This window comes from Clostridia bacterium (assembly GCA_035628995.1).
Taxonomy (GTDB): Bacteria; Bacillota; Clostridia; order Lutisporales; family Lutisporaceae; genus BRH-c25.
This window is the reverse complement of the sequence record DASPIR010000030.1, coordinates 64,456-84,206: the sequence shown is the minus strand read 5'-3', so window position 1 is coordinate 84,206 and position 19,751 is coordinate 64,456. Positions and strand designations below refer to the sequence as shown.

General features: G+C 42.2%; 19 protein-coding genes. All 19 read right to left on the bottom strand.

Going from position 1 to position 19,751, the window contains the following annotated elements; translation table 11 throughout:
* Positions 1 to 118: 118 nt before the first annotated feature.
* The gene (locus tag VEB00_13880) at positions 119 to 550 is read right to left on the bottom strand and encodes a DUF1934 domain-containing protein (protein ID HYF84106.1); all 432 of its coding nucleotides are present in this window, start codon (positions 548 to 550) and stop codon (positions 119 to 121) included.
* Between the two features lie 131 nt (positions 551 to 681).
* Positions 682 to 1,677, bottom strand: coding sequence for a tRNA 4-thiouridine(8) synthase ThiI (locus tag VEB00_13875; protein ID HYF84105.1), 996 nt, complete (start codon positions 1,675 to 1,677; stop codon positions 682 to 684).
* A gap of 191 nt (positions 1,678 to 1,868) precedes the next feature.
* Complete coding sequence (locus VEB00_13870; protein HYF84104.1) at positions 1,869 to 2,768, bottom strand: MBL fold metallo-hydrolase; 900 nt, start codon at positions 2,766 to 2,768, stop codon at positions 1,869 to 1,871.
* Positions 2,769 to 2,814: 46 nt separating this feature from the next.
* On the bottom strand, positions 2,815 to 3,882 hold the full coding sequence (locus VEB00_13865) for a D-alanine--D-alanine ligase family protein (GenBank protein HYF84103.1): 1,068 nt from the start codon (positions 3,880 to 3,882) through the stop codon (positions 2,815 to 2,817).
* 186 nt (positions 3,883 to 4,068) lie between these two features.
* Complete coding sequence (locus VEB00_13860; protein ID HYF84102.1) at positions 4,069 to 4,245, bottom strand: small, acid-soluble spore protein, alpha/beta type; 177 nt, start codon at positions 4,243 to 4,245, stop codon at positions 4,069 to 4,071.
* Positions 4,246 to 4,381: 136 nt separating this feature from the next.
* A complete protein-coding gene (ypeB, locus tag VEB00_13855) occupies positions 4,382 to 5,764 on the bottom strand; it encodes a germination protein YpeB (GenBank protein ID HYF84101.1) in 1,383 nt (460 codons plus the stop codon).
* Positions 5,765 to 5,898: 134 nt separating this feature from the next.
* Positions 5,899 to 6,624 (bottom strand): spore cortex-lytic enzyme, encoded by a 726-nt coding sequence (gene sleB, locus VEB00_13850; GenBank protein ID HYF84100.1) that lies wholly within the window; start codon positions 6,622 to 6,624, stop codon positions 5,899 to 5,901.
* Positions 6,625 to 6,701: 77 nt separating this feature from the next.
* The gene (gene spoIIR / locus VEB00_13845; GenBank protein ID HYF84099.1) at positions 6,702 to 7,385 is read right to left on the bottom strand and encodes a stage II sporulation protein R; all 684 of its coding nucleotides are present in this window, start codon (positions 7,383 to 7,385) and stop codon (positions 6,702 to 6,704) included.
* A gap of 88 nt (positions 7,386 to 7,473) precedes the next feature.
* Positions 7,474 to 8,616, bottom strand: a complete 1,143-nt coding sequence (locus VEB00_13840) for a Ger(x)C family spore germination protein (GenBank protein ID HYF84098.1) — start codon at positions 8,614 to 8,616, stop codon at positions 7,474 to 7,476.
* Between the two features lies 1 nt (position 8,617).
* Positions 8,618 to 9,715, bottom strand: coding sequence for an endospore germination permease (locus tag VEB00_13835; protein HYF84097.1), 1,098 nt, complete (start codon positions 9,713 to 9,715; stop codon positions 8,618 to 8,620).
* Positions 9,699 to 11,291: a spore germination protein gene (locus tag VEB00_13830; protein ID HYF84096.1), complete on the bottom strand. Its 1,593-nt coding sequence runs from the start codon at positions 11,289 to 11,291 to the stop codon at positions 9,699 to 9,701. Before VEB00_13830 ends, VEB00_13835 begins: the two co-directional genes overlap by 17 nt.
* Positions 11,292 to 11,330: 39 nt before the next feature.
* A complete protein-coding gene (locus VEB00_13825; GenBank protein HYF84095.1) occupies positions 11,331 to 11,540 on the bottom strand; it encodes a CLC_0170 family protein in 210 nt (69 codons plus the stop codon).
* Positions 11,541 to 11,650: 110 nt separating this feature from the next.
* Entirely contained in the window at positions 11,651 to 12,394 is a 744-nt protein-coding gene (locus tag VEB00_13820; GenBank protein ID HYF84094.1) for an NTP transferase domain-containing protein, read from the bottom strand.
* An 83-nt stretch (positions 12,395 to 12,477) separates the two neighbouring features.
* Positions 12,478 to 13,164, bottom strand: coding sequence for a GntR family transcriptional regulator (locus VEB00_13815; protein ID HYF84093.1), 687 nt, complete (start codon positions 13,162 to 13,164; stop codon positions 12,478 to 12,480).
* 38 nt (positions 13,165 to 13,202) lie between these two features.
* Positions 13,203 to 14,072 carry a 4-(cytidine 5'-diphospho)-2-C-methyl-D-erythritol kinase gene (gene ispE, locus VEB00_13810; GenBank protein ID HYF84092.1) on the bottom strand — a complete coding sequence of 290 codons (870 nt, stop codon included), beginning with the start codon at positions 14,070 to 14,072 and terminating at the stop codon, positions 13,203 to 13,205.
* A 230-nt stretch (positions 14,073 to 14,302) separates the two neighbouring features.
* Positions 14,303 to 15,892: an SPOCS domain-containing protein gene (locus tag VEB00_13805; GenBank protein ID HYF84091.1), complete on the bottom strand. Its 1,590-nt coding sequence runs from the start codon at positions 15,890 to 15,892 to the stop codon at positions 14,303 to 14,305.
* A gap of 294 nt (positions 15,893 to 16,186) precedes the next feature.
* A complete protein-coding gene (gene uraA, locus VEB00_13800; GenBank protein HYF84090.1) occupies positions 16,187 to 17,452 on the bottom strand; it encodes a uracil permease in 1,266 nt (421 codons plus the stop codon).
* 317 nt (positions 17,453 to 17,769) lie between these two features.
* The gene (gene arcC, locus VEB00_13795) at positions 17,770 to 18,714 is read right to left on the bottom strand and encodes a carbamate kinase (GenBank protein HYF84089.1); all 945 of its coding nucleotides are present in this window, start codon (positions 18,712 to 18,714) and stop codon (positions 17,770 to 17,772) included.
* A gap of 27 nt (positions 18,715 to 18,741) precedes the next feature.
* Positions 18,742 to 19,728 carry an ornithine carbamoyltransferase gene (gene argF, locus VEB00_13790; GenBank protein HYF84088.1) on the bottom strand — a complete coding sequence of 329 codons (987 nt, stop codon included), beginning with the start codon at positions 19,726 to 19,728 and terminating at the stop codon, positions 18,742 to 18,744.
* Positions 19,729 to 19,751: the final 23 nt, after the last annotated feature.

Here is a 19,751-nt window from a genome sequence, read left to right as displayed (position 1 = left end):
CTTCCCCTTTCTTAAACCAATTTGATTTAGGGCTGTCACGCATCAATAATGCTGCCGATTATTCGGCATAAGGCTTATATTAAAAGCAGGTATTCTGCCACCTGCTGTTTTTAAATCATCAATTATACGATATCTTTATGGTCATTTCATTTGTGTAGACTTCCCCGGCGTTTATCCTGAGCCCGTAGCTCAAGTATACACCATTGACCATGCTATTACAAATATTTATATCAATCTTATGCGTCAGTATTGATAAGTCAAATACTCCATATTCTGTACTGTATGCGTTTTCTGTCTCACAGCCTATACGGAAAGTCATTTTGGAGCTTAAGGCTCCACTTCTTATAAGCACAGCTTCTTCCTTCCCCAGCTTAAGCACGGTGGCGGTACCCTCCAGTCCTGATATCTCGGACTCCTGATAACTAAAGTATTTGCTGTCCTGCTTTTCATAATATTTACCCTCGGTATAAAACTCCATGCTGTCCATAGTGCCATTGCAGTCAGACTGAGAGGATTTTATATGTAGTTTTATTGGGATTCCATTGCTCATGAATTCATCATTCCTTTTTATGCCTCGTGCTACGTGCCTCGTGCCACGTGCTTTAAGAAAAGTCTTCGGAGCCTATTTGGGCGAACACTGTTCGCCCCTACTCCTCAAATCTCGAGTCTCGTGTCTCGAGTCTACAGCAAATACTTCCTTATTTCTTCATCACTGATTGGCTTTACTTGCATGTATTCATGTTCAGTATCACTTTTTTTGCTGAATTTTATTCTTACGCTTTCCTTTTCTCTTTCTTTACTGTACCTTGCAGCAACCGAAGCGGCAAATACCATATCCTCATGGGTAATCGTGCATCCCGGCGAGGGTGCAGCTACGACAGTCGAACCGGTACAATCTTCCGTATCAAATATTATATACTCATCCTTCAAAATTTTATTAAGAAGCTCGTATTCATTTTCATCTCTTGTGCATACAACTTTTAGGGTCGGCGAAACCCGCAAATGCCTGCCAAGCTTTAGAAGCTGTATGTCCACAGGCTTCACACTTTCTTTGCCGTGCTTGTACAAATCTCTGAGGCGGTTGGCAAATTGCGGCTCCGTAAGCATGCATCCTCCCGCAGGAGAAGGATAATCCTTGATTCCCAACTTCCTGGCAAGCTCTATTTGCGGCTTCCTTGACTTGCCGCTTATACCCAGGAGGCTTGTCCTATCAACAAGGCCGTCTATTTCCATCTGTGTAGGCTCTAGATTCAATGCACAAAGCGGTCTTAATATCTTCTCTTCAAAGCCGGACTCCTTTTGCACTATGCCCAATGACTTTTTATTCTGAGACATTGGCCTTTGATCGAGTACTTCCCCGGTAATCAAAAAGTCGCCTTTAAGCTCCGCAAGCAAATTGCCCGCATACTTCAGCATCATTGCATGACAGTCAATACAGGGGTTCATGTTTTTCCCATATCCGTGCTTGGGGTGTTTTGTCATGACCAGATGATCTTCTGTAAAATCAACTACTCTCAAGGGCATGTCTATTTGTGCAGCCATTCTTTCGCCATTTTTTGATCCGAAAAATGCGGAAGCAAAGCAAATTCCAATTACCTCAATACCTTGCATCTTAATCAGCTTTGCAGCCAATATACTGTCAAGTCCTCCGGAGATCAACGCAAGAGCTCTAGTCATAAAATCAAATCCTTTCGGCTTTTCTGTTCCGCGTTACGAGTTACGAGTGTTTTGGGGTCTAGACTTTGGAGCAAGGGTCCGTATACCACGGAATTACACGGATGTTCCACGGAATTGCACGGAAAAATTATATATCCCAGCCGTGTCTTCAGTGGGTTTCAGTGTGTTCAGTGGTACCCGTCCTCTCGTACCTATCTTCTTACAAATTTAAGCTTATTATCTTCAAATAATGTAGTAAGCATTCCTTCATTGGACATGTGGGACAAAAAGGCTGAAGCGGTTGAAACAGCAAGGTAGTACTGTGGTATTGTTTGCTTGATTTCATATCTTCCAACCATATGTGCTACGATTTCCTCCCGGTCCAAAGCCTTGCTGCAAATATCAGTTATGTACTCCATTATATCCATAAGAAGCTCTATGTTTTCATCCAGTGTTTCCACAGGGTCTGTCAAGGCCTCTCCATGGCTGGGCACATAGTAATCATAATCCATGGACTTCAAGCTTTCAAGAGTGTTTATAGCCTCCCCGATCCCCGTAAAATATGGAAGCCCGTGTTTTCCCAATATGCTCTTTGAAAAGTAGGAGTCTCCGGCAAACAGCACACCATCAGAAGTAGCAACCCCAATCATTGCAGGGGTATGACCATGCAGCGGCACTATATCAAGCATAACTCCGTCTATATTTACCTGTCCCTTTTCCAGTATATAATCAACCTTTGTCCCTTTTGCTTTTAGGAACTTCGTGTCCAGCTCCTTGAGCGGATAGGCTGAATAGAGGTAAAAGGGTTCCAGCTCAGGATATTCAATGATTCCTTTATCAAAAGGAGGGGAATATATTTTACAGTCCGTCCTGCTTTTTACTATATCATTGCCGCCACAGTGATCGGCATGGGAGTGGGTATTTATTATCGTTCCAACCCCCATGCCGTTTTCCTGCATTATTTTCATTAGACGTCTTCCCGCATCATCGTCTAGTCCCGTATCTACGACTATACTTTTGAATGGATTATCAACATTTTTTATTATGCCTATCTTTGCTGCTCCATCCAAGTAGTAGGTATTGCCTTTCACATGAACAAGCTTGTATCCCATTTGATATTCTCCTTTGTATCATCACGAAACGACGAGGGCGTCGTTCCTACTCGTTGTATCTGTCGATAGCCAGTTCTATTAGCTTGTCGATTAGCTTGCTGTAGCTGACTCCGGCTGCATCCCAAAGCTTAGGGTACATACTTATTTTGGTGAAGCCTGGGATAGTATTTATTTCATTAATAAGTATCTTTCCCGTCTCCTTCTCCATAAAAAAGTCCACTCTGGACATTCCAGCGCAATCCAACGCTTTGTAAGCTTTGACCGCAGCTTCTCTTAGCTCATTGACTTTGTTTTCGGGGAGCTCTGCCGGAATAACCACCACCGACTTGCCGTCGTCAAAATACTTTGCCACATAATCGTAAAACTCGTGGCTGGGGATAACTTCCCCAATTCCCGAGGCCACAGGGTCGTTGTTTCCCAGCACAGCACATTCAAACTCCCTGCAATTGATGTTTTCTTCTATCATTACCTTCCTGTCATACTTGCATGCCTCTATTAAGCCTTTGGCCAATTCTTCCCTGTTGTGTGCTTTTGTGATACCCACACTGGAACCCATATTGACCGGCTTTATGAATACAGGATAAACAAATTTATCTTCCACCATGCTGGTAACTGAATTCATATCCTTCTCAACCGCCGCCTTCAAGATCACTGTATATTCGCCTACCGCAAGCCCGGCATCCTTGAAAAGCTGCTTTGAGAGTCCTTTATCCATTCCAAGAGACGATGCCATAACTCCGCAGCTAACATAGGGAACATCAAGCATCTCAAAAAGTCCCTGTATAGTACCGTCTTCTCCATTAGGGCCATGCAGTACCGGGAACACCACATCAATTATGCTTTCGCCGCCACCGTTGAACAAACCGGAAAAAAGCAGATTAATTGTCTCATCTCTGCCCATACCCGCCGCTTCTTTCTCCCAGCTGCCATCTGCTATCTTACCCACTTCTCCATTGTATGCCATCCATTTGCCCTGTTTTGTTATTCCAATCATGTATATGTTGTATTTTTCTTTATCCATCGCTTTTATTACATTGGTTGCAGACATAAGGGACACTTCATGCTCTCCTGACTTCCCGCCGAATACCACAGCAACATTTAATTTGTTATTCATTGATTAACCTCCAAGCTATTCAATTAATAAGATTCTTCACTGCGCTCAGAATGACGACTAACGCAGCTTTTCCATAAAATTTATTTTTTGGTGCATTATATTATTATTCTACTCTCTCACATATTATTAATCAAACAAAAAAAGCCGGGTCCAGACCAACTTATTGGTCTGACCCGGTTTTGTCTGTTATCTGCTGCCGCTTAAGCTTCTTTCGGCTATTTCAATCGCTGTCCTGACTATATTGCCACAATCCCTTGAGGATACTCCACCCCATCCTTCTGTCCTCACTATATCGTCAACACCGAGTTCTCTAGCTATTTCGGTTTTTAGATTATCTGACATAAGTCCTCTATTCCTACTCATAGCTATTCCTCCTTATACAGCAAATCTTATCGCGTTTTTTGAAATAAATTTAAATCTTGCGTTTGACTCAGCTGTACATCTATATTTTCTGCATTTTTAGCGGGCTTATGTGAAGTAATATGTGGTTATCTGCGCATTACTGTGTGAGTGTTCCATCTTCATCCTTTATTATTTTAAGTATGTTCTCTTCATACCCTGTATCTGCATTAACATATACGAAGTAGTCAGACTGGTTATACTTTCCTTTAAATTCGTAGCAAAGCTGTTCCTTATCGCCAGGCAGCGGGATTATAGCCAGCTTAACTCTTTCTATTTTAAGTCTCTGGCTGATCTTCTTCTTTGCCTCCTCCTCAGTAAGCTTGGGTTTCGGAATATCACGCTTCCTATGAGACATTATATACTGATAGGCATCGAAACCTACTATTTCGCCATTATCAAGGGCGACCTTAACTTTAAGCAAATCCGGGTATATTAGGACACCCTCTTTCGTAACTCCAATATAGGTTATCGTAGTAGTGTTGTCATTTTTTAGAAAATATGTCTCTGTAAGGTCTCCAAAGCCCTGTTCCTTTAGGAACTTCTGTGCTATATCACTTGCCTTCTGGTCTGTCAGCTTCTTCTCCGGTATCTCTCTGGGATTCAGCATCCACAGTGGTAATCCGCCTTTTTTGGTTATATCTATACTTATTGCTTTACCTTTATCGTTATCCTTCGGAGTGACCTCCAAGCCAAAAGTATGTATTTTGCCTTTCCCAGAGCTGGTTTCAATAATTTTGCCTGTCTTATCCGCCCCAACGAATTTTTTTGCCTTTTCCTTTGCTTTTTCCAGGTTTATGTCTTCTCCCTCCAAGGCTTTTGGCTTGCCTTCTATGATATTGTCAGAAAAGGGACCATCATAAATCATCGATGGGTAGTTGCTGAACTTATCCTCCATGTTTCCGAACTTGACTTCCACTGCATCCTTGGATGCTCTTTTCAGCGCAAGCCTTCCCTGTTTTCGGATTTCACCGAACCTTATTTTCCCCTGAGCTACGTCCTCCTCCATGCCATGGAGCTGCTCCAGCAAATCCCCGGCATAGCCCCTAAGCTTTGAAACCTGATCCATTTCCTTATCACTGATGGTCTTATTCTGCGCATTGGTTCTGGAAAGACTGTAGCTGTAATCACTTACCTGGTTCAGGTATTTTTCCGTCTTGCTTAGTGCAACATGGGTTATAGGCAGCTGTCCCAGGTTTTCCGCTGCGGAATAGGACTGCATCCAGGTCTGGGACATTAAAGCGTTGCTCTGCAGCGGAGATGCTGATACTTCAGCCTTTTCCAGCAGCAGCTTGATGTTTTCCACGTTTGTCACAAGTTCTCTGAAGGACCTCTGGTAGTTGTTCTGCAAAAAGGTCTGATATTGCTTCTTCTCGGTGTAAGTGTTATACCCAAAGAAACCTGTAAGTATCAAAGCCGCAGCAAACACCACCATCACTTTATGGTACTGTTTTCTGCTCAGCTGCATTTTAAATAGTTTCATAGCTTTCCCTCCTATATGTTTCGCACTAAACCTTTTAAAATGATTTCAAAATGTGCGAAACGTTTTCCTTAATTTAGTCCATTCGTGCAGCAAGGCTGCACCGCTGACAGGCAATATTTTGCCTGGAAGGGACATTATTTACAGAAGTAATGCTTTCCTATCACCTTTATGATAGGCCTCGACCAAATCCATTTATTGGTTGTTTTTGCCGGGTTATAGTAGTATAGCGCTCCTCCTGAAGGGTCCCAGCCATTCAGCGCATCTTTTGCAGCTTTCAGAGCACTGTCACCCGGAGGCTGAAACATCTGCCCGTCATCTACAGCTGTAAAAGCACCAGGCTGAAATATCACACCGGCAATCGTTTTGGGAAACCTGGGGTCATCCACTCTGTTCAAGATAACTGCACCTACGGCTACCTGCCCGGTATATGATTCGCCTCTGGCCTCCCCATGAATGCATTGGGCAAGGGTATAGGCTTCATTGCTTCTTGATGTACCTTTTCTGGCAGTTGTTTTGGCTGCTGTTTTGGCACCTGTCCTGATACCAAGAGCCTTTGCCGTCGCATTTCCTACCACCCCGTCCGCTTTAAGCCCGTGCTTCTTCTGAAAGGCTTTTACCGCAACCGATGTTCTCCAGCCATATATTCCATCTACCCTCCCTTTGTAAAAGCCCCAATTTTTCAATCTCGTCTGTACTTCTTTAACTTCAGCACCTCTGGAGCCCCATTTCAAAAGTATCGATCCGGCATCATCACTGATCTGAGAGGTCATATAGTTGCTGTATATCCAACCTCCAAAGCCAGCATATATGAATACTATAATTATAAAAGGAATCAGTCTCTTGAATCTCTTTCTAAACAATAAAAACACCTCCTGTTATTATTTTTTGTAACAAGAGGTGTTTTATTCATTGATTAGCTTATAGTTTAATTTACTTTTTAGTTTCTGTTACTCATTTTGGCAATTTTTAGGTTCATGCTCTTTGCCAACTCGACAATTTTGAACCTGAGCTTCACTGGTATTTCTTCTTCTGTTCTGGAGGAAAGAAGTAGTCTATACTCCTCATCTGTCAATGATTCCTTAAGCTCCTTCATGGTTTTTTCGGGTACTACCCCGTGGGCAACATCTATGAAGCATAAGGGCGGAAACATGACACACCACCAGTTTTTGCCTTCCCCTTCCCCAATTACGATATTCAAGGCTTGATAAGACCCCGCAGGAAGCGTAAGGTTTCCGTATACTTTTGTTGGAAAATCAGTCTTTGCGAAAACAGCTTTGACATCATAGAGCTTGCCATTCTCATTAATGGCTCCCCTGGCAATAGTTTCTATTTCCCCCAGGCTTCCCTCTATAGTACTTTTTACTTCTGCAATATCCTTAAGCCCCTCGAATCTTCCGCTCATGGTGTTAATTACCTTATCCCTCACCTGAAGCTTAAGCTGCTGATCCTCCGGTGAATCGCTGTTGGCAACCACATGCAGCCTGATTATTTTATCAGACACATCCGCCAGCTCTCTATCAGTATTTATGTAAATACTGACAAGAACTCCGAAGATGAAGAACGTTGCAAGTAAAAAAATACCTATTTTATATTTAAAATATTTGCTTATTTTGAATTTCATATCCCTAATCCTCCAAACACTTTCATTTATCTTATTCATTGCCATGTTTTGAAGGATTTATTCATCGGGCGTGCACGAAAACCTGCCCCTACTTAATTAGACCGACTCTTCTAATGTGGACATCCGCATTTACATTAATTACAATGCTGTCCGTAAAGTATTTATCGTAGTCTTTTTCTATTGTTTTGAAAAGCTTCGGCTGATGCTTGCTCAGATAGTCCCTTGCTCCAATAAGGTCCACACGGAATTCCTGCTGAAACTTCTTTACAAGCTTTTCGCTTTCGCCTTCCAGCCTTTTTTCTATTTCCGTCTCAACCTCCTTTAAAACGGCATCATCAAGTATTCTTTTGCCCATCATATATTCTTCAATACTGCCTTCGGTTTCCATTTTATACTCCAGGTATATCTTTCCACCCTCAACCTTTGATAGTTTAATATCTCTTCTAAAAGTAAAGTGCCGGAATGCCACCGATACATCCTCATACTCTACTGATATATTTCCTCCTTCAGCTTTATCCGTAAGCCAATTATATACCGCAACCTCCTGGTCCCCAAGGTATCCTATAAACTTATATTCCTTGATAACTCCCGCCCCGTTCATCTTTACCTCATCCTTGTCCGGTATGATTTCCGGTATGACAACGCTGCCTTTCTGGTCTGCCAGCTTTATTACCATATCCGCAAGACTCAGCTTCAAAATCCTGGAGGTGTAATCACTATTTTCAGTTATTCCGGTAATGTATGGCATAAGCAGCTTGTCAAACATCGGCTTCACCTTGAACACATCCTCTGCACGGCTGGGCACTATGTATGCATACATACTGTTATGCAGCTCGGGGTATCTTGATACACCATCTATCACCCCTTTAAGAAGCTCCTCATCCTTCATTACGTCCTCGCCGAAGAAGATAGCCTTGGTATGCCCGAAAAACTGCTTCTGCGAAAACCTCTCCATAAGCTGCGACACTGACATTATAACAGTATTGTTCACCGTCTTGTATGTTTTGAAGGCTGGCCCCGGACCCTCTTTCACCTGATCCACCACTGGAGATACGAAGGAAAGCGTATATCTGTCCTCCGGAGTCTTCTTCTCCGTTTCCTTTGTCTTGTCAATTCCGATGGCCAACACAAAAAGCCTATCTTCTATCTCAATTTTATCCCAGCAGCCCGTCAGAAGCAGCATGCACGACAGCAGCACTGCAATCACTCTAGCGCTTTTCTTGGCTTTCATTCTATCGCACCCCCAATTTTCTTAGCTTCGCTATCAACAGCAGTATAATAGGCACAGCATAAAGAAAAGAAGTAATGGCATATGGGAAAATCGCAGCTCCCCATTCATATAGCTCAGCCAGGCTGTCAGGCTGAAGAGCCAAATAGTATATTATTATTGCCAGCGGCAGTACGTATTGCTTCTGTTCCTTTGTGCCAACCACTTTTGATATGGAATAGCTGACAATAAAGTAAGCCGATACAATGGTGGTGAAGACCGTCAGCATCCAAAGAGACAGTATCACACCGTCAAGACGCTCTATAAACAGTCCCGGAAGGCTTATTGCCCTTATATAATTAACCAGAGGCCATAAAAATTGTGTTGTGGCATTTTTCCCAAAAGTGGCTATGCAAAAGACTGTTACCATAACTAAAAACAGTGTTATAAATAGAACGGCTATTATTGCCGGTTTGTATGCTTTCCTAGGATTCTTCATGAAACCTATATAAAAAAGTGCAAGCTCTATACCTCCAAAACTGAAAATCAGTGACGGAATAGCAGTCAGCATTTTATCCGCGGGCGTTTGCAGCACAGGGAGCAGATTGCTGAAATCCATAAGAGGAAGTCCAAAAAACAATACGATAAAAAAGGGTATGAACAATATTGGAAATATCAATTCATTTATCCTAGCAATGCACTCAACTCCCCCTCTTACAATATATGTACAGACTAGAATAAGACTCAGCATAATCACCTCAGTAGGAGTCCTAAACAACAGGAATATCTTTATAACCTCGGTGAAAGCCCTTGTCACGTAAGCTATAACCAGCAATAGGTAGGCAGCAAATAAAAATGTCAGTATTTTGCCAAGGATGGTTCCTATCACTATCTGGCTGTACTCCGCAAAGGTTTTGCCTGGAAATCTGGAATTCAGCTTGACAATAATAACCACAGCCAATATGTTTAATGCACCCGCAAGGGCAATCACCAGCCAGCCATCCGTGCCTGCAGCATCAGCAGCGTCTGAGGCTATAGAGAAAACACCCACTGAGATTACCGACATTATAATTATCATAGCGATCTGGTAAGGTGATACATTATCATTATTTTTTATCATCATTATCACCCTCCCGTTCCATTTGGTTTATCAAGTGTCTGTTATTCTTGAGCCTTACAGTGTTCCTTGCGATTGTAAGCGGTCTCCTCCCCATAAGGAAAGACGGCACTCTTATTATGGTATCCTTGAAGTCGCTTCCCACAGAGGATACATATGGCGACATGTAAGGTATTCCGAAGCTCTTCAGCTTTACAAGGTGACTCAATATCAATAGCACTCCCAACATAATCCCATACAATCCCAAGACTCCTGCAAAAACCATAAGAGAGAACCTCAGCATCCTAAATCCGACAGAGAGACTGTAGCTGGGAATCGAAAATGAAGATATAGCGGTTATTGCAACAATAATAACCATAATAGGGCTTACTATGCCGGCTTCAACAGCTGCTGAACCTATCACAATACCACCTACTATGCCTATGGCACTGCCTATTGGTGCAGGTAGCCTTAGTCCTGCCTCTCTGAGAAGCTCGAAGGTCACTTCCAGCAGGAAGGCTTCGATAAGCGCAGGGAAGGGAATGCCTTGCCGTGCTGCCGCTATGGATATAACCAGCTTTGCCGGCAGTATGCCCGGATGGAAGGAAGTAACTGCTATATATAACGCAGGGAGTACCAGCGAAATAATACTGGCTACATATCTTAATGACCTCAATATAGTTGCAACGTACCACCTGTCGTAGTAATCCTCGGGTGACTGAAAGAGGCTGTTCAGGGTTGTCGGCACAATAAGAGCAAAGGGCGAGTTGTCTACAAGTATTGCTACTCTTCCCTCATACAAGGAGGCGGCAACTTCATCAGGCCTCTCAGTGACATTTATCTGTGGAAAGGGCGACATGTAATTATCCTCAATCAGCTGTTCTATATACCCGCTCTCTATAATTGCATCGATATCTATAGTCTTAATCCTTCGCGTCACTTCCTCTACCAGCTCGGGTTTTACAATATCCTCGATGTACATTACACCAACATCTGTGAAGCTTCTCTTGCCCACCCTCATTTGCTTCAGCTTCAACTTGTGATCCCTTATTCTCCTTCTTACCAGTGCAGTATTTACTCTGAAGGTCTCGGTGAAGCCATCCCTGGGACCCCTTATCAATGACTCGGTGTTCGGCTCCGATACGCCTCTCATAGGCCAGCCCTTGGCACCTATTATTATGCTTTTTTCAGTTGTGTCTATAAAAAGTACTGCGTCTCCGATAAGTATGGCCAGAATAGCATCCTCAAGGTTGTCATTATCTGCAAGCTCTGAGGCAGGCAGCCCGCCATACCTTACAAGCCGATACAGCTCTTCGCCTGGTTCTGTTGCATCTGGCGGCACTTCCCTGGCGTGAATCATCAAGGCATTTAAAACTGCGTCGTTCAGCATATCCCTGCTGCTCATTCCATCTGTATAGACAAGCAGGAACTTAAGGCTTTGCTCCGCTCCAACTCTAAATTCCTTGTATACAATATCATCACAGTCCCTTAAGCGGTCTTTCAGCCTTTCTGTATTTTCCTCTATGCTCTTGGAATTGAGTAATTTCCCCATTTCATTTTCTACTTTAGCTTTACCGCTTCTCTTGGTTGAAAAAAAGCCCATCAAAATGCCTCCCTCATGAATTGGCTGAAGTCTGTTATGTCAATAAGTACGGATTATCAATAGAAGAACAAAGGGCAGCGCTAAGCATGCTATCCCAACTCCCAGGGATGCAGCTGCGTCCTTTTTATATTTCATTTTCTTGAAATACCTATAGTCTCCCAATATTGCAAATGCACCAATTGCTATCATTGTAATAATTATTGTGATATCCAAAAAACTCCTTATGTTTTCCCTAATTACACCTATCATTCTATCTCCACCCTTTCCTAATGAGTTATTTTTTACAAAAGCTGTGAGATATATGCATAAAAGAAGACCTGTCAGCATTCGCTGACAGGTCTTCTTTTATGCATATCACACTACATATATTTCTCTATAAATTCCAAGTCGCTAAATCTATCTACATCATTGCCTATCTCCGGATAGGGTGAGATAATTGCTGCACCCCTTATTCCCAGAAGAGACTCGCATTTTTTCTGGACTGCATTTATAGTCAAAATCCCCAGGGCAAGCCTCAGCAGAAAACCAAAGCCCAGAACCCTGGCCATTTTCGTTGGACTCTTCCTGTACTCCAACATTTTCCCGACAAAATCCTTACACTTATCTGTTACATCGGGATTGAAATAAAACACATTGCCTCCGGTGAACTGTCCTTCCCACAACCGTGCATATGTTCTCCTGACATCCGGATACTTCAGGTCATTGACTTTCTTGTCTACAATGGAATAGCACAAATCTGCATCTTTCTGCCTGGCTCTTGCTACAAAGTCTTCAATTGCCTCTTTGGTAATCATGGGGATGTCAGAGGTCACGATAAGTATCTCCTTTTCACCTGGAAAACAATCCAGTGTCAGCAGTATGTTCGATACTATGGAATCAGCTCCTTCAACAACAAAGTCCACAATACCTCCGATTACCTCCTCCAGCTTATCCTTTGGTCCAACAACCGCAATTTTGTCAATGCAGCTGGACTTTCTAAGGGTTTCTACCACATATTCTATCATGTGCTTATCCTTGATTTTATAAAAGGCTTTATTTATCTTCTCTTCCCCGCTCCCATTTTTGCTATCCTTTTTTTCTCCTGCAAGGACTATAACATCCACTTAGCTCATCCTTCTTTCCTTTTTCAGGCGACCAATGCCGCCGCTGCATTCCGGAACGACGAGGGTACCGATCCCTACTATTCTTAATGATTCTCCGGCATATTCCCAGCCATCGTCAGTATATATTTTTCAGCGTTTTCTATATGCTTCTTTGCAATTTTCTCAGCCATATCTATATTTCTTTTGGAAATTGCCTCAGCTATTTCGTAATGCTCCTTGGCTAAATCCTTTGACTTGTTCGATTTGTTAATATACATTATCCTGAATCTTTGAACCTGTTCCCTCAGATTATTGGTTATCTGCAGCAGCTTATCGTTTCTTGTAGCCTTGAATATTCTGTCATGGAACTCAATATCCTTTTGTACAATCATGTCGAAATCATCTGCTTCTAAAGCCTGATGAAATTGCAGAGCATTCAATTCAAGCTCCTCAATCTCTTCATCAGTAATCCTTAGAGCTGCAAGCCCAGCAGCCAAGCCTTCCAAGGCCGCTCTGATTTCCAGTACATCGGTAATGTCTTTAAGGGAAAGATCCGCTACATATGCGCCCTTCCGTGGCATCATTATAACCAAGCCTTCCAGTTCAAGCTTCCTTATAGCTTCCCTTATAGGGGTTCGACTGACTCCCAGTTTTTCTGCAAGCTGCACTTCCATCAATCTCTCCCCAGGCTTCAGCACCCCTGAAATAATAGCTCCCCTTACAGACTCAAATACTATTTCTCTTAAAGGCTTGTAGTTGTCCAACTTCAATTCGAGAAAATCATTTTCCATTATTATCGCCCCCTATTAGTATTCTAATACAACATTTGTTAGGAATCCCAAGTCTGATTGATAGTCTTGACTACGAAAACCTCGTTAACCATATCTTTTATATGATCATATGCATTATATGCAGTTGCTTTATCCTTGAAAATTCCGAATACCGTTGGTCCGCTGCCGCTCATCATACTGCCCAAGGCGCCGTATTCTACAAGCCTTTCTTTTAATTCCTCTATCTGCGGGCATTTCTTTATTGTTACTGTTTCCAGTACATTGCACATATTAGCTGCAATACCCTCCAGGTCGCTTTCATCAATACATCTAATCATATCCTTAATGTCAGGCTTTTCTTTAATATTCTCAAGCCTCAAGCCTTCATAAACCTCTTTCGTAGATATGCTCACAGCAGGCTTAGCCAGTAGTACGAGACAATCAGGAATTCCGGGCAGCGGGGTAAGCTTCTCACCCAAGCCTTCCGCTAAAGCAGTGCCGCCCTGGATGCAGAAGGACACATCAGAACCCAGCTTTTTTCCCGCTTCCAGAATCTCATTCTTAGACAAACGCAAATCCCAACCCTTATTAAGAAGCTTCAGCGTAAGCGCTGCGTCGGTGCTTCCACCTGCAAGTCCCGCAGCAACTGGTATTGCTTTGTCAATGTTTATCAGTACGCCTTCCTTCACATTGTATTTCATCTTTAAGTATTCGGCTGCTTTATATACAATATTACTTTTATCAGTGGGTATCTTGTCAGTATTTGCAGTAACTTTTATTTCGCCCTTCAAGGCTCTGACGGTAATTGTATCATATAATGCAACAGACTGCATTATCATAGAAACATCATGGTATCCATCCGGCCTTTTTCTTAATACATCTATAGCAAGGTTTATCTTGGCAGCTGCTCTGCCGGTTTGTGTATTCAAAGTTATCACGCTCCGATATTTTTGGTTCGGGGTACGTGGTTCGTGGTTCGTGGTTTTAGAAAGGTCTTCGAAGACTAAGCTCAGTCCTCGCACCTCGCACCTCGCACCTTTTATCCCCTGTATACATAATTCTCCATTTTTATTATAATATATACTGCTCAATTTTAATATATTTTTTTATAAATAAAAAAGCAGGAATTTTGCATCCTGCTTTTAGAGACTAATCATAATTATTTATTGGCATTTTGCCCTACCCGTATGTTCTTTAGAATCATTATCTGCATGCCATTTGTCACTTTGCTCGGATTCTCAATATTATTCAGCTTTGCTAATGCATCCACAGTGGTATTGTACCTCTTTGCTATGCTCCACAGAGTGTCACCCCTCTGCATCATATATATGGTCACAGCCGGTATCCTGCCATAGTCTATGCTCACGCCTTCCACTGCATCAACCTTTTCAACAAGCCTCTTCTCTGTATACTTAACAGCCTCTGCATATACTCCGAGTACAACCCTTAGTTCAATTACTTCATTATTTATCTGTGTGAAGTTTACACTGTCAGCACTGCATTTTACTGTACAAGGCATGCCAAGCTTTACACCTGGTATATCCATAAAGTGCCTGAACGGTATCTGCTCTGTCATGCTGCACATAGGTTCTGCGCTGTATGATGTCATATATACTCCTGTGCATTCCATCATTCCCTCCAGCAGCACCCGATCATCCAGCAGCTTTACTTCATTCACAATCGGCATTACATTTACATAGCATATTTTCTCAATTTCCGGATCTCCATGCTTTATTCCCATAGTCTCTTTAACTACAATATTTGAACGGCTTTTACCGACAAACTCGTTGACCGAGACCATATTCTTTTCAATGTCCACAACATTGCTCGGACTGTACGCATCTACTACCACATCCTGCTCAGTGTCTTTGAACACTCTGGCTCCCATGCCCAATACCATATAGGCATTCAGTACTCTCTTCTCACCGTTCGAGTCCTCTCCTACCTCCAGATAGCATTCCTGAAGCGCATTGTCCGTTGCGCACTCCATATTTCTTTCTGCTGCAGGAATCTCTATGTATTGAGTAAATGGTATCTCAAACTCCTGATACTGCAGTCGATTCTCTTCAGCAGCAGCTTTGTACAGTATGTTTACTCCCAGCAATCCTGCTACTTCAACCTTGCCGTCAGTTGCTTTTTCATCTTTTACTATTACTTTATAATCCGACCTTAATATCTTGTCTATTGCAGGTACATCTGCGGCTAAATTCAACTCTTCATTGAATTCATAGCGATCCTTGTTATAGCCTACTACTTGCTTGAAGCTGCTGGGCTCCCTGAGAACCTGTATATCTGACAAGCCTCTCACATCTCCAGCCAGCTCCAAATCGAACAAGTCTTCAACCCTGCACGAAAGGTCCATAATAACCTTAATACTGAGCTTTCTTGAGTTGATCATATAACAATCAATATGTTGAATTACTGTACTGATGCTTTCCTTCATCCTAGGCCTGGCGCCAGGTATTTCTATACCCTGCGAAAAATTTGCTACGACATCCATATTGCTCAGTGGTTTCCCTTCATCATCCGCTGCATATAATATGCTTAAAATTACCTGTCCATTTACCATAACCCTATCGTTCAACACTTCGCAATCCTTCAGTTGTACAGTCGCGCTCGGTGCAAGTATCTTGTATAAATCCGGATTTATGTCCGGTACATTTATATCTTCTTCTACTACAGTGCTGAATACATTTTCGCCTATTATCCTGGAAACTTTAAGTGGGTTTCTTATTAACTCTAGTGGCATTAGTTCTCCTCCTCCTACTATAGTTTTTCTATTAATTTATATGAGACGAGAAGGAATTTATGACTACTTTTATATTCATTGCTAATAAAATGGTGCTGACGATGGGCAATGGGCAATAGGTCTGGGTATTCCCGTTGGGTCTGGTTACGCGTTTCGCGTTTCAAGTTACACGATTTGGGCAGGCCTTTGAAGCTCAGCAATAGGCTATATACTAGAAATAGCCCCAATAAATGAGCGAATCCGCTCAAATATTGGGGCTATAATTTTATATTTATTTCTTTTACTAATATTCTCTTATTCGTTCATTATCCCAGTTACTTCAAACACCTTGAAGGTCAAACTGACTATTATTGATACTATTGTAGCCAGTGCCATGCCTGCCAGCGTAACTGTTCCTATCTGTACATGTGCTCCGCTTAATCCTACCGTAAGCACAACAGCTGTTAATATGAGGTTTTTAGGCTTATTGTAGTCAACCTTTTCTTCAACAAGCATCCTTATACCTGAAGCAGCTATTACTCCAAAGAGCAGGAGGGATACTCCGCCCATAACAGGCTTGGGCACTGTCGATATTATTGCAGAGAACTTGCCAAAGAAAGATATTATTATGGATATTACAGCAGCTCCGCCTATTACCCATACGCTGTATACCTTTGTAATCGCCAATACGCCTATGTTCTCACCGTAGGTTGTAGTAGGGACTGAACCAATCAGACCGGAAAGCGTGGTGGATACTCCGTCTCCCATCAATGAGCGGTGCAATCCTGGGTCCTTTGTAAGATCCTTGCCTACTATATTGCCAGTTACTATAAGATGTCCAATATGCTCTGCAATTACAACCAAGGCCGCGGGTATAATCGTAATGATTGCAGAGATATCAAATACCGGGGTATAAATTGTTGGGATGGCAAACAGACTTGCATTCATAACTGGATCAAAGTTTACTATACCTACAAACAATGCTATTATATAGCCGCTGACAACCCCTACAAGTACTGGTATGATTGCCAGAAACCCTCTGAATACCACTGATCCTACAATAATGATTATTGCAGTTGCTATTGATACAATAAGTGCTTTAGGATTCATATACAGACCTGGGTCATTATTATCCAGCACAAGCCCTGCCATCTGCGCAGCTACCGGGGCAAGCTCAAGGCCTATAATAGCTACAATAGCTCCCATTGCAGCAGGAGGGAACACAACATGTATCCACTCGGTTCCCGCATACTTGAATATCAGTGCTACTGCAATAAAAATAAGTCCGGATACAACAAATCCCCCGAGTGCTGCTTCATAGCTTTTACCAGCCATTACAACAAAAACGGGGGATAGGAATGCAAAACTGGAACCCAGAAATGCAGGTATTTTACCTTTTGTGAGAAATATGTAGAGCAGCGTACCAATACCATTCATAAGCAATACAGTCGCAGGATCTATCTTGAACAACATCGGAACCAATACAGATGCTCCGAACATTGCAAATAGATGCTGGAAACTTAACGGAATGCTTTCAATTAGCGGAAGTTTCTCGTGGATTTGTACAACACGTTTAGCCATTTAATTTCCCCCTTTAGTTTAATTATTTTAATTTATTGTGCCCTTTAAAACAAATTTCTACATACTTCGTCAAGCACTCTTTGTCTATGATATACGAAAGCAAAACAATTATCAATATCTTTTATGGTATTTTTTTATAATTTCTTCTAATAGAATTATTAGTACAGATAAAAAAACCGTGGATTTCATCCACGGTTTCCTGATATTGAACGCATAAAAGCATTCTTAATAGATATAGTGCGAATTCAATAACATCCAAGGTAGTGTATTTGCATAATTTGATTGAATAATATGTAGGGTATTATGCAAAACACTTATTATAAACTGATTACTGTTCCTGCTTTTCCTTCCAAAGCTTCTACAGCCTTGTAGAGAGAAGTAATTATTGCCTTTTTACCCGGATTTGCTTTTGCAAACATAACAGCTGCCTGCATCTTTGGAAGCATGCTGCCTGGCGCAAAATGTCCTTCCTTCATGTATTGTTCAGCTTCTGCAACAGTCAAACTTGAAAGGTCCTTCTGATCCGGCTTCTTGAAGTTGATTGAGACTTTCTCAACTTCAGTAAGTATCATAAGTATATCTGCTCCAATATCTTCAGCAAGCCTTTCAGCAGCAAGATCCTTGTCAATTACTGCAGCTACACCCGCAAGGGAACCATCTTCCTTTTCTATTACAGGAATTCCGCCGCCACCGCATGTAACTACGATGGTTGTATCCCAGAGCTGTTTAACACCTGAAAGCTCAACTATCTTTTTGGGCATTGGGGATGCGACAACTCTTCTCCAGCCTCTTCCGGCATCTTCCTTCATCACATATCCCTTTTCCGCCTGAAGCTTCTTGGCTTCCTCTTCTGTATAGAAAGCACCTATCGGTTTTGTAGGATTTTTGAAGCCCTGATCATCCTTGTCAACAACCACCTGTGTAACTAATGTAACAACAGGTACGTCTTTGCCTCTCTGCCTGAGAGCGTGTCTCAAGCCTTGCTGTATATGATATCCAATATAGCCTTGACTCATTGCCCCACAAACGTCAAATGGCATTGAAGGTGTTACATTCGCAGCAGTCTCTGAGGCTAGAAGTATTCTTCCGACCTGAGGTCCATTGCCATGTACCACTGCCATTTCATACCCTCTGACGCACATTTCTGCAAGATACTCGGCAGTCTTATTCACTACCTGCAGCTGCGCTTCTGCAGTCGCAGGAGTGCCTGCTTCCTGAAGGGCATTTCCGCCCAATGCTACAACGACCTTTATTACTGACATACACCTTCTCCTTTAAAAATCAAAATTTTATAGTGTTGCTACCATTATTGCTTTTATTGTATGCATTCTGTTTTCAGCTTCATCAAATGCTACAGAATGTCTGCTTCTGAATACTTCATCAGTTACTTCTCTGATATCAAAGCCTTTTTCCATCATTTCCTTGGCAAGCTTTGTTTCAAAGTTATGGAATGCAGGCAGGCAATGCATGAAAATAACATCAGAATTGCCAGTTTTATTAAGCATTTCCATAGTAACCTTATATGGAGTAAGAAGTCTTACTCTTTCAGGAATCTGGTCTTCTTCGCCCATTGATGCCCAAACGTCTGTATATATTACATCTGCGCCTTTGACAGCTTCAATATCATGAGCTACTTCTATTATAGCGCCAGTTTCCTTTGCAACTTCATTCACTTTATTCAATATATCCTGACTAGGGCTTAATTCCTTCGGTCCCAACGCTACAAAGTGCATGCCCATCTTTGCACAGCCATACATCCATGCATATGCCATGTTGTTTCTTGTGTCTCCGGCAAATACGACTTTAACCTTGTTAAGCGGCTTTGCAACATGCTCTTCGATTGTAAGCATGTCTGCCAGAATCTGTGTTGGATGGTCAACATCTGTAAGACCATTCCATACCGGAACTCCTGAATACTTTGCAAGGTCTTCAACTACTGACTGCTTATAACCTCTGTACTCTATGCCGTCATAGTATCTTCCAAGCACCTTGGCTGTATCTTCCAGAGATTCCTTTTTGCCCATCTGTGAGCTTGCCTGGTCAAGATAAGTTACATGAGCACCTTCTTCGAGAGCACCAACCTCGAAAGCACATCTTGTTCTAGTAGAGGTCTTTTCAAAAAGTAATACAATGTTCTTGCCTTTCAGCAGATAATTGGATATGCCTGCTCTTTTCTTTGACTTTAAGTCATGGGACAAGTCCAGCATATACCTGATTTCCATTGGTGTGAAATCCATTAACGTAAGAAAACTTCTGCCTTTAAGATTAACTGCCATTTTAAATTCGCTCCTTTTCAGTC

What these genes read in the sequence shown, in the direction of transcription:
- VEB00_13835 (HYF84097.1), bottom strand. Translation starts at nt 9,715, where the DNA reads ATGATGATAAAAAATAATGATAATGTATCACCTTACCAGATCGCTATG.
- VEB00_13805 (HYF84091.1), bottom strand. Translation starts at nt 15,892, where the DNA reads ATGCCACTAGAGTTAATAAGAAACCCACTTAAAGTTTCCAGGATAATA.
- VEB00_13875 (HYF84105.1), bottom strand. Translation starts at nt 1,677, where the DNA reads ATGACTAGAGCTCTTGCGTTGATCTCCGGAGGACTTGACAGTATATTG.
- VEB00_13860 (HYF84102.1), bottom strand. Translation starts at nt 4,245, where the DNA reads ATGAGTAGGAATAGAGGACTTATGTCAGATAATCTAAAAACCGAAATA.
- VEB00_13880 (HYF84106.1), bottom strand. Translation starts at nt 550, where the DNA reads ATGAGCAATGGAATCCCAATAAAACTACATATAAAATCCTCTCAGTCT.
- VEB00_13825 (HYF84095.1), bottom strand. Translation starts at nt 11,540, where the DNA reads ATGATAGGTGTAATTAGGGAAAACATAAGGAGTTTTTTGGATATCACA.
- arcC (HYF84089.1), bottom strand. Translation starts at nt 18,714, where the DNA reads ATGTCAGTAATAAAGGTCGTTGTAGCATTGGGCGGAAATGCCCTTCAG.
- VEB00_13830 (HYF84096.1), bottom strand. Translation starts at nt 11,291, where the DNA reads ATGGGCTTTTTTTCAACCAAGAGAAGCGGTAAAGCTAAAGTAGAAAAT.
- uraA (HYF84090.1), bottom strand. Translation starts at nt 17,452, where the DNA reads ATGGCTAAACGTGTTGTACAAATCCACGAGAAACTTCCGCTAATTGAA.
- spoIIR (HYF84099.1), bottom strand. Translation starts at nt 7,385, where the DNA reads ATGAAATTCAAAATAAGCAAATATTTTAAATATAAAATAGGTATTTTT.
- ypeB (HYF84101.1), bottom strand. Translation starts at nt 5,764, where the DNA reads ATGAAACTATTTAAAATGCAGCTGAGCAGAAAACAGTACCATAAAGTG.
- VEB00_13870 (HYF84104.1), bottom strand. Translation starts at nt 2,768, where the DNA reads ATGGGATACAAGCTTGTTCATGTGAAAGGCAATACCTACTACTTGGAT.
- argF (HYF84088.1), bottom strand. Translation starts at nt 19,728, where the DNA reads ATGGCAGTTAATCTTAAAGGCAGAAGTTTTCTTACGTTAATGGATTTC.
- VEB00_13865 (HYF84103.1), bottom strand. Translation starts at nt 3,882, where the DNA reads ATGAATAACAAATTAAATGTTGCTGTGGTATTCGGCGGGAAGTCAGGA.
- VEB00_13840 (HYF84098.1), bottom strand. Translation starts at nt 8,616, where the DNA reads ATGAAAGCCAAGAAAAGCGCTAGAGTGATTGCAGTGCTGCTGTCGTGC.
- VEB00_13815 (HYF84093.1), bottom strand. Translation starts at nt 13,164, where the DNA reads ATGGAAAATGATTTTCTCGAATTGAAGTTGGACAACTACAAGCCTTTA.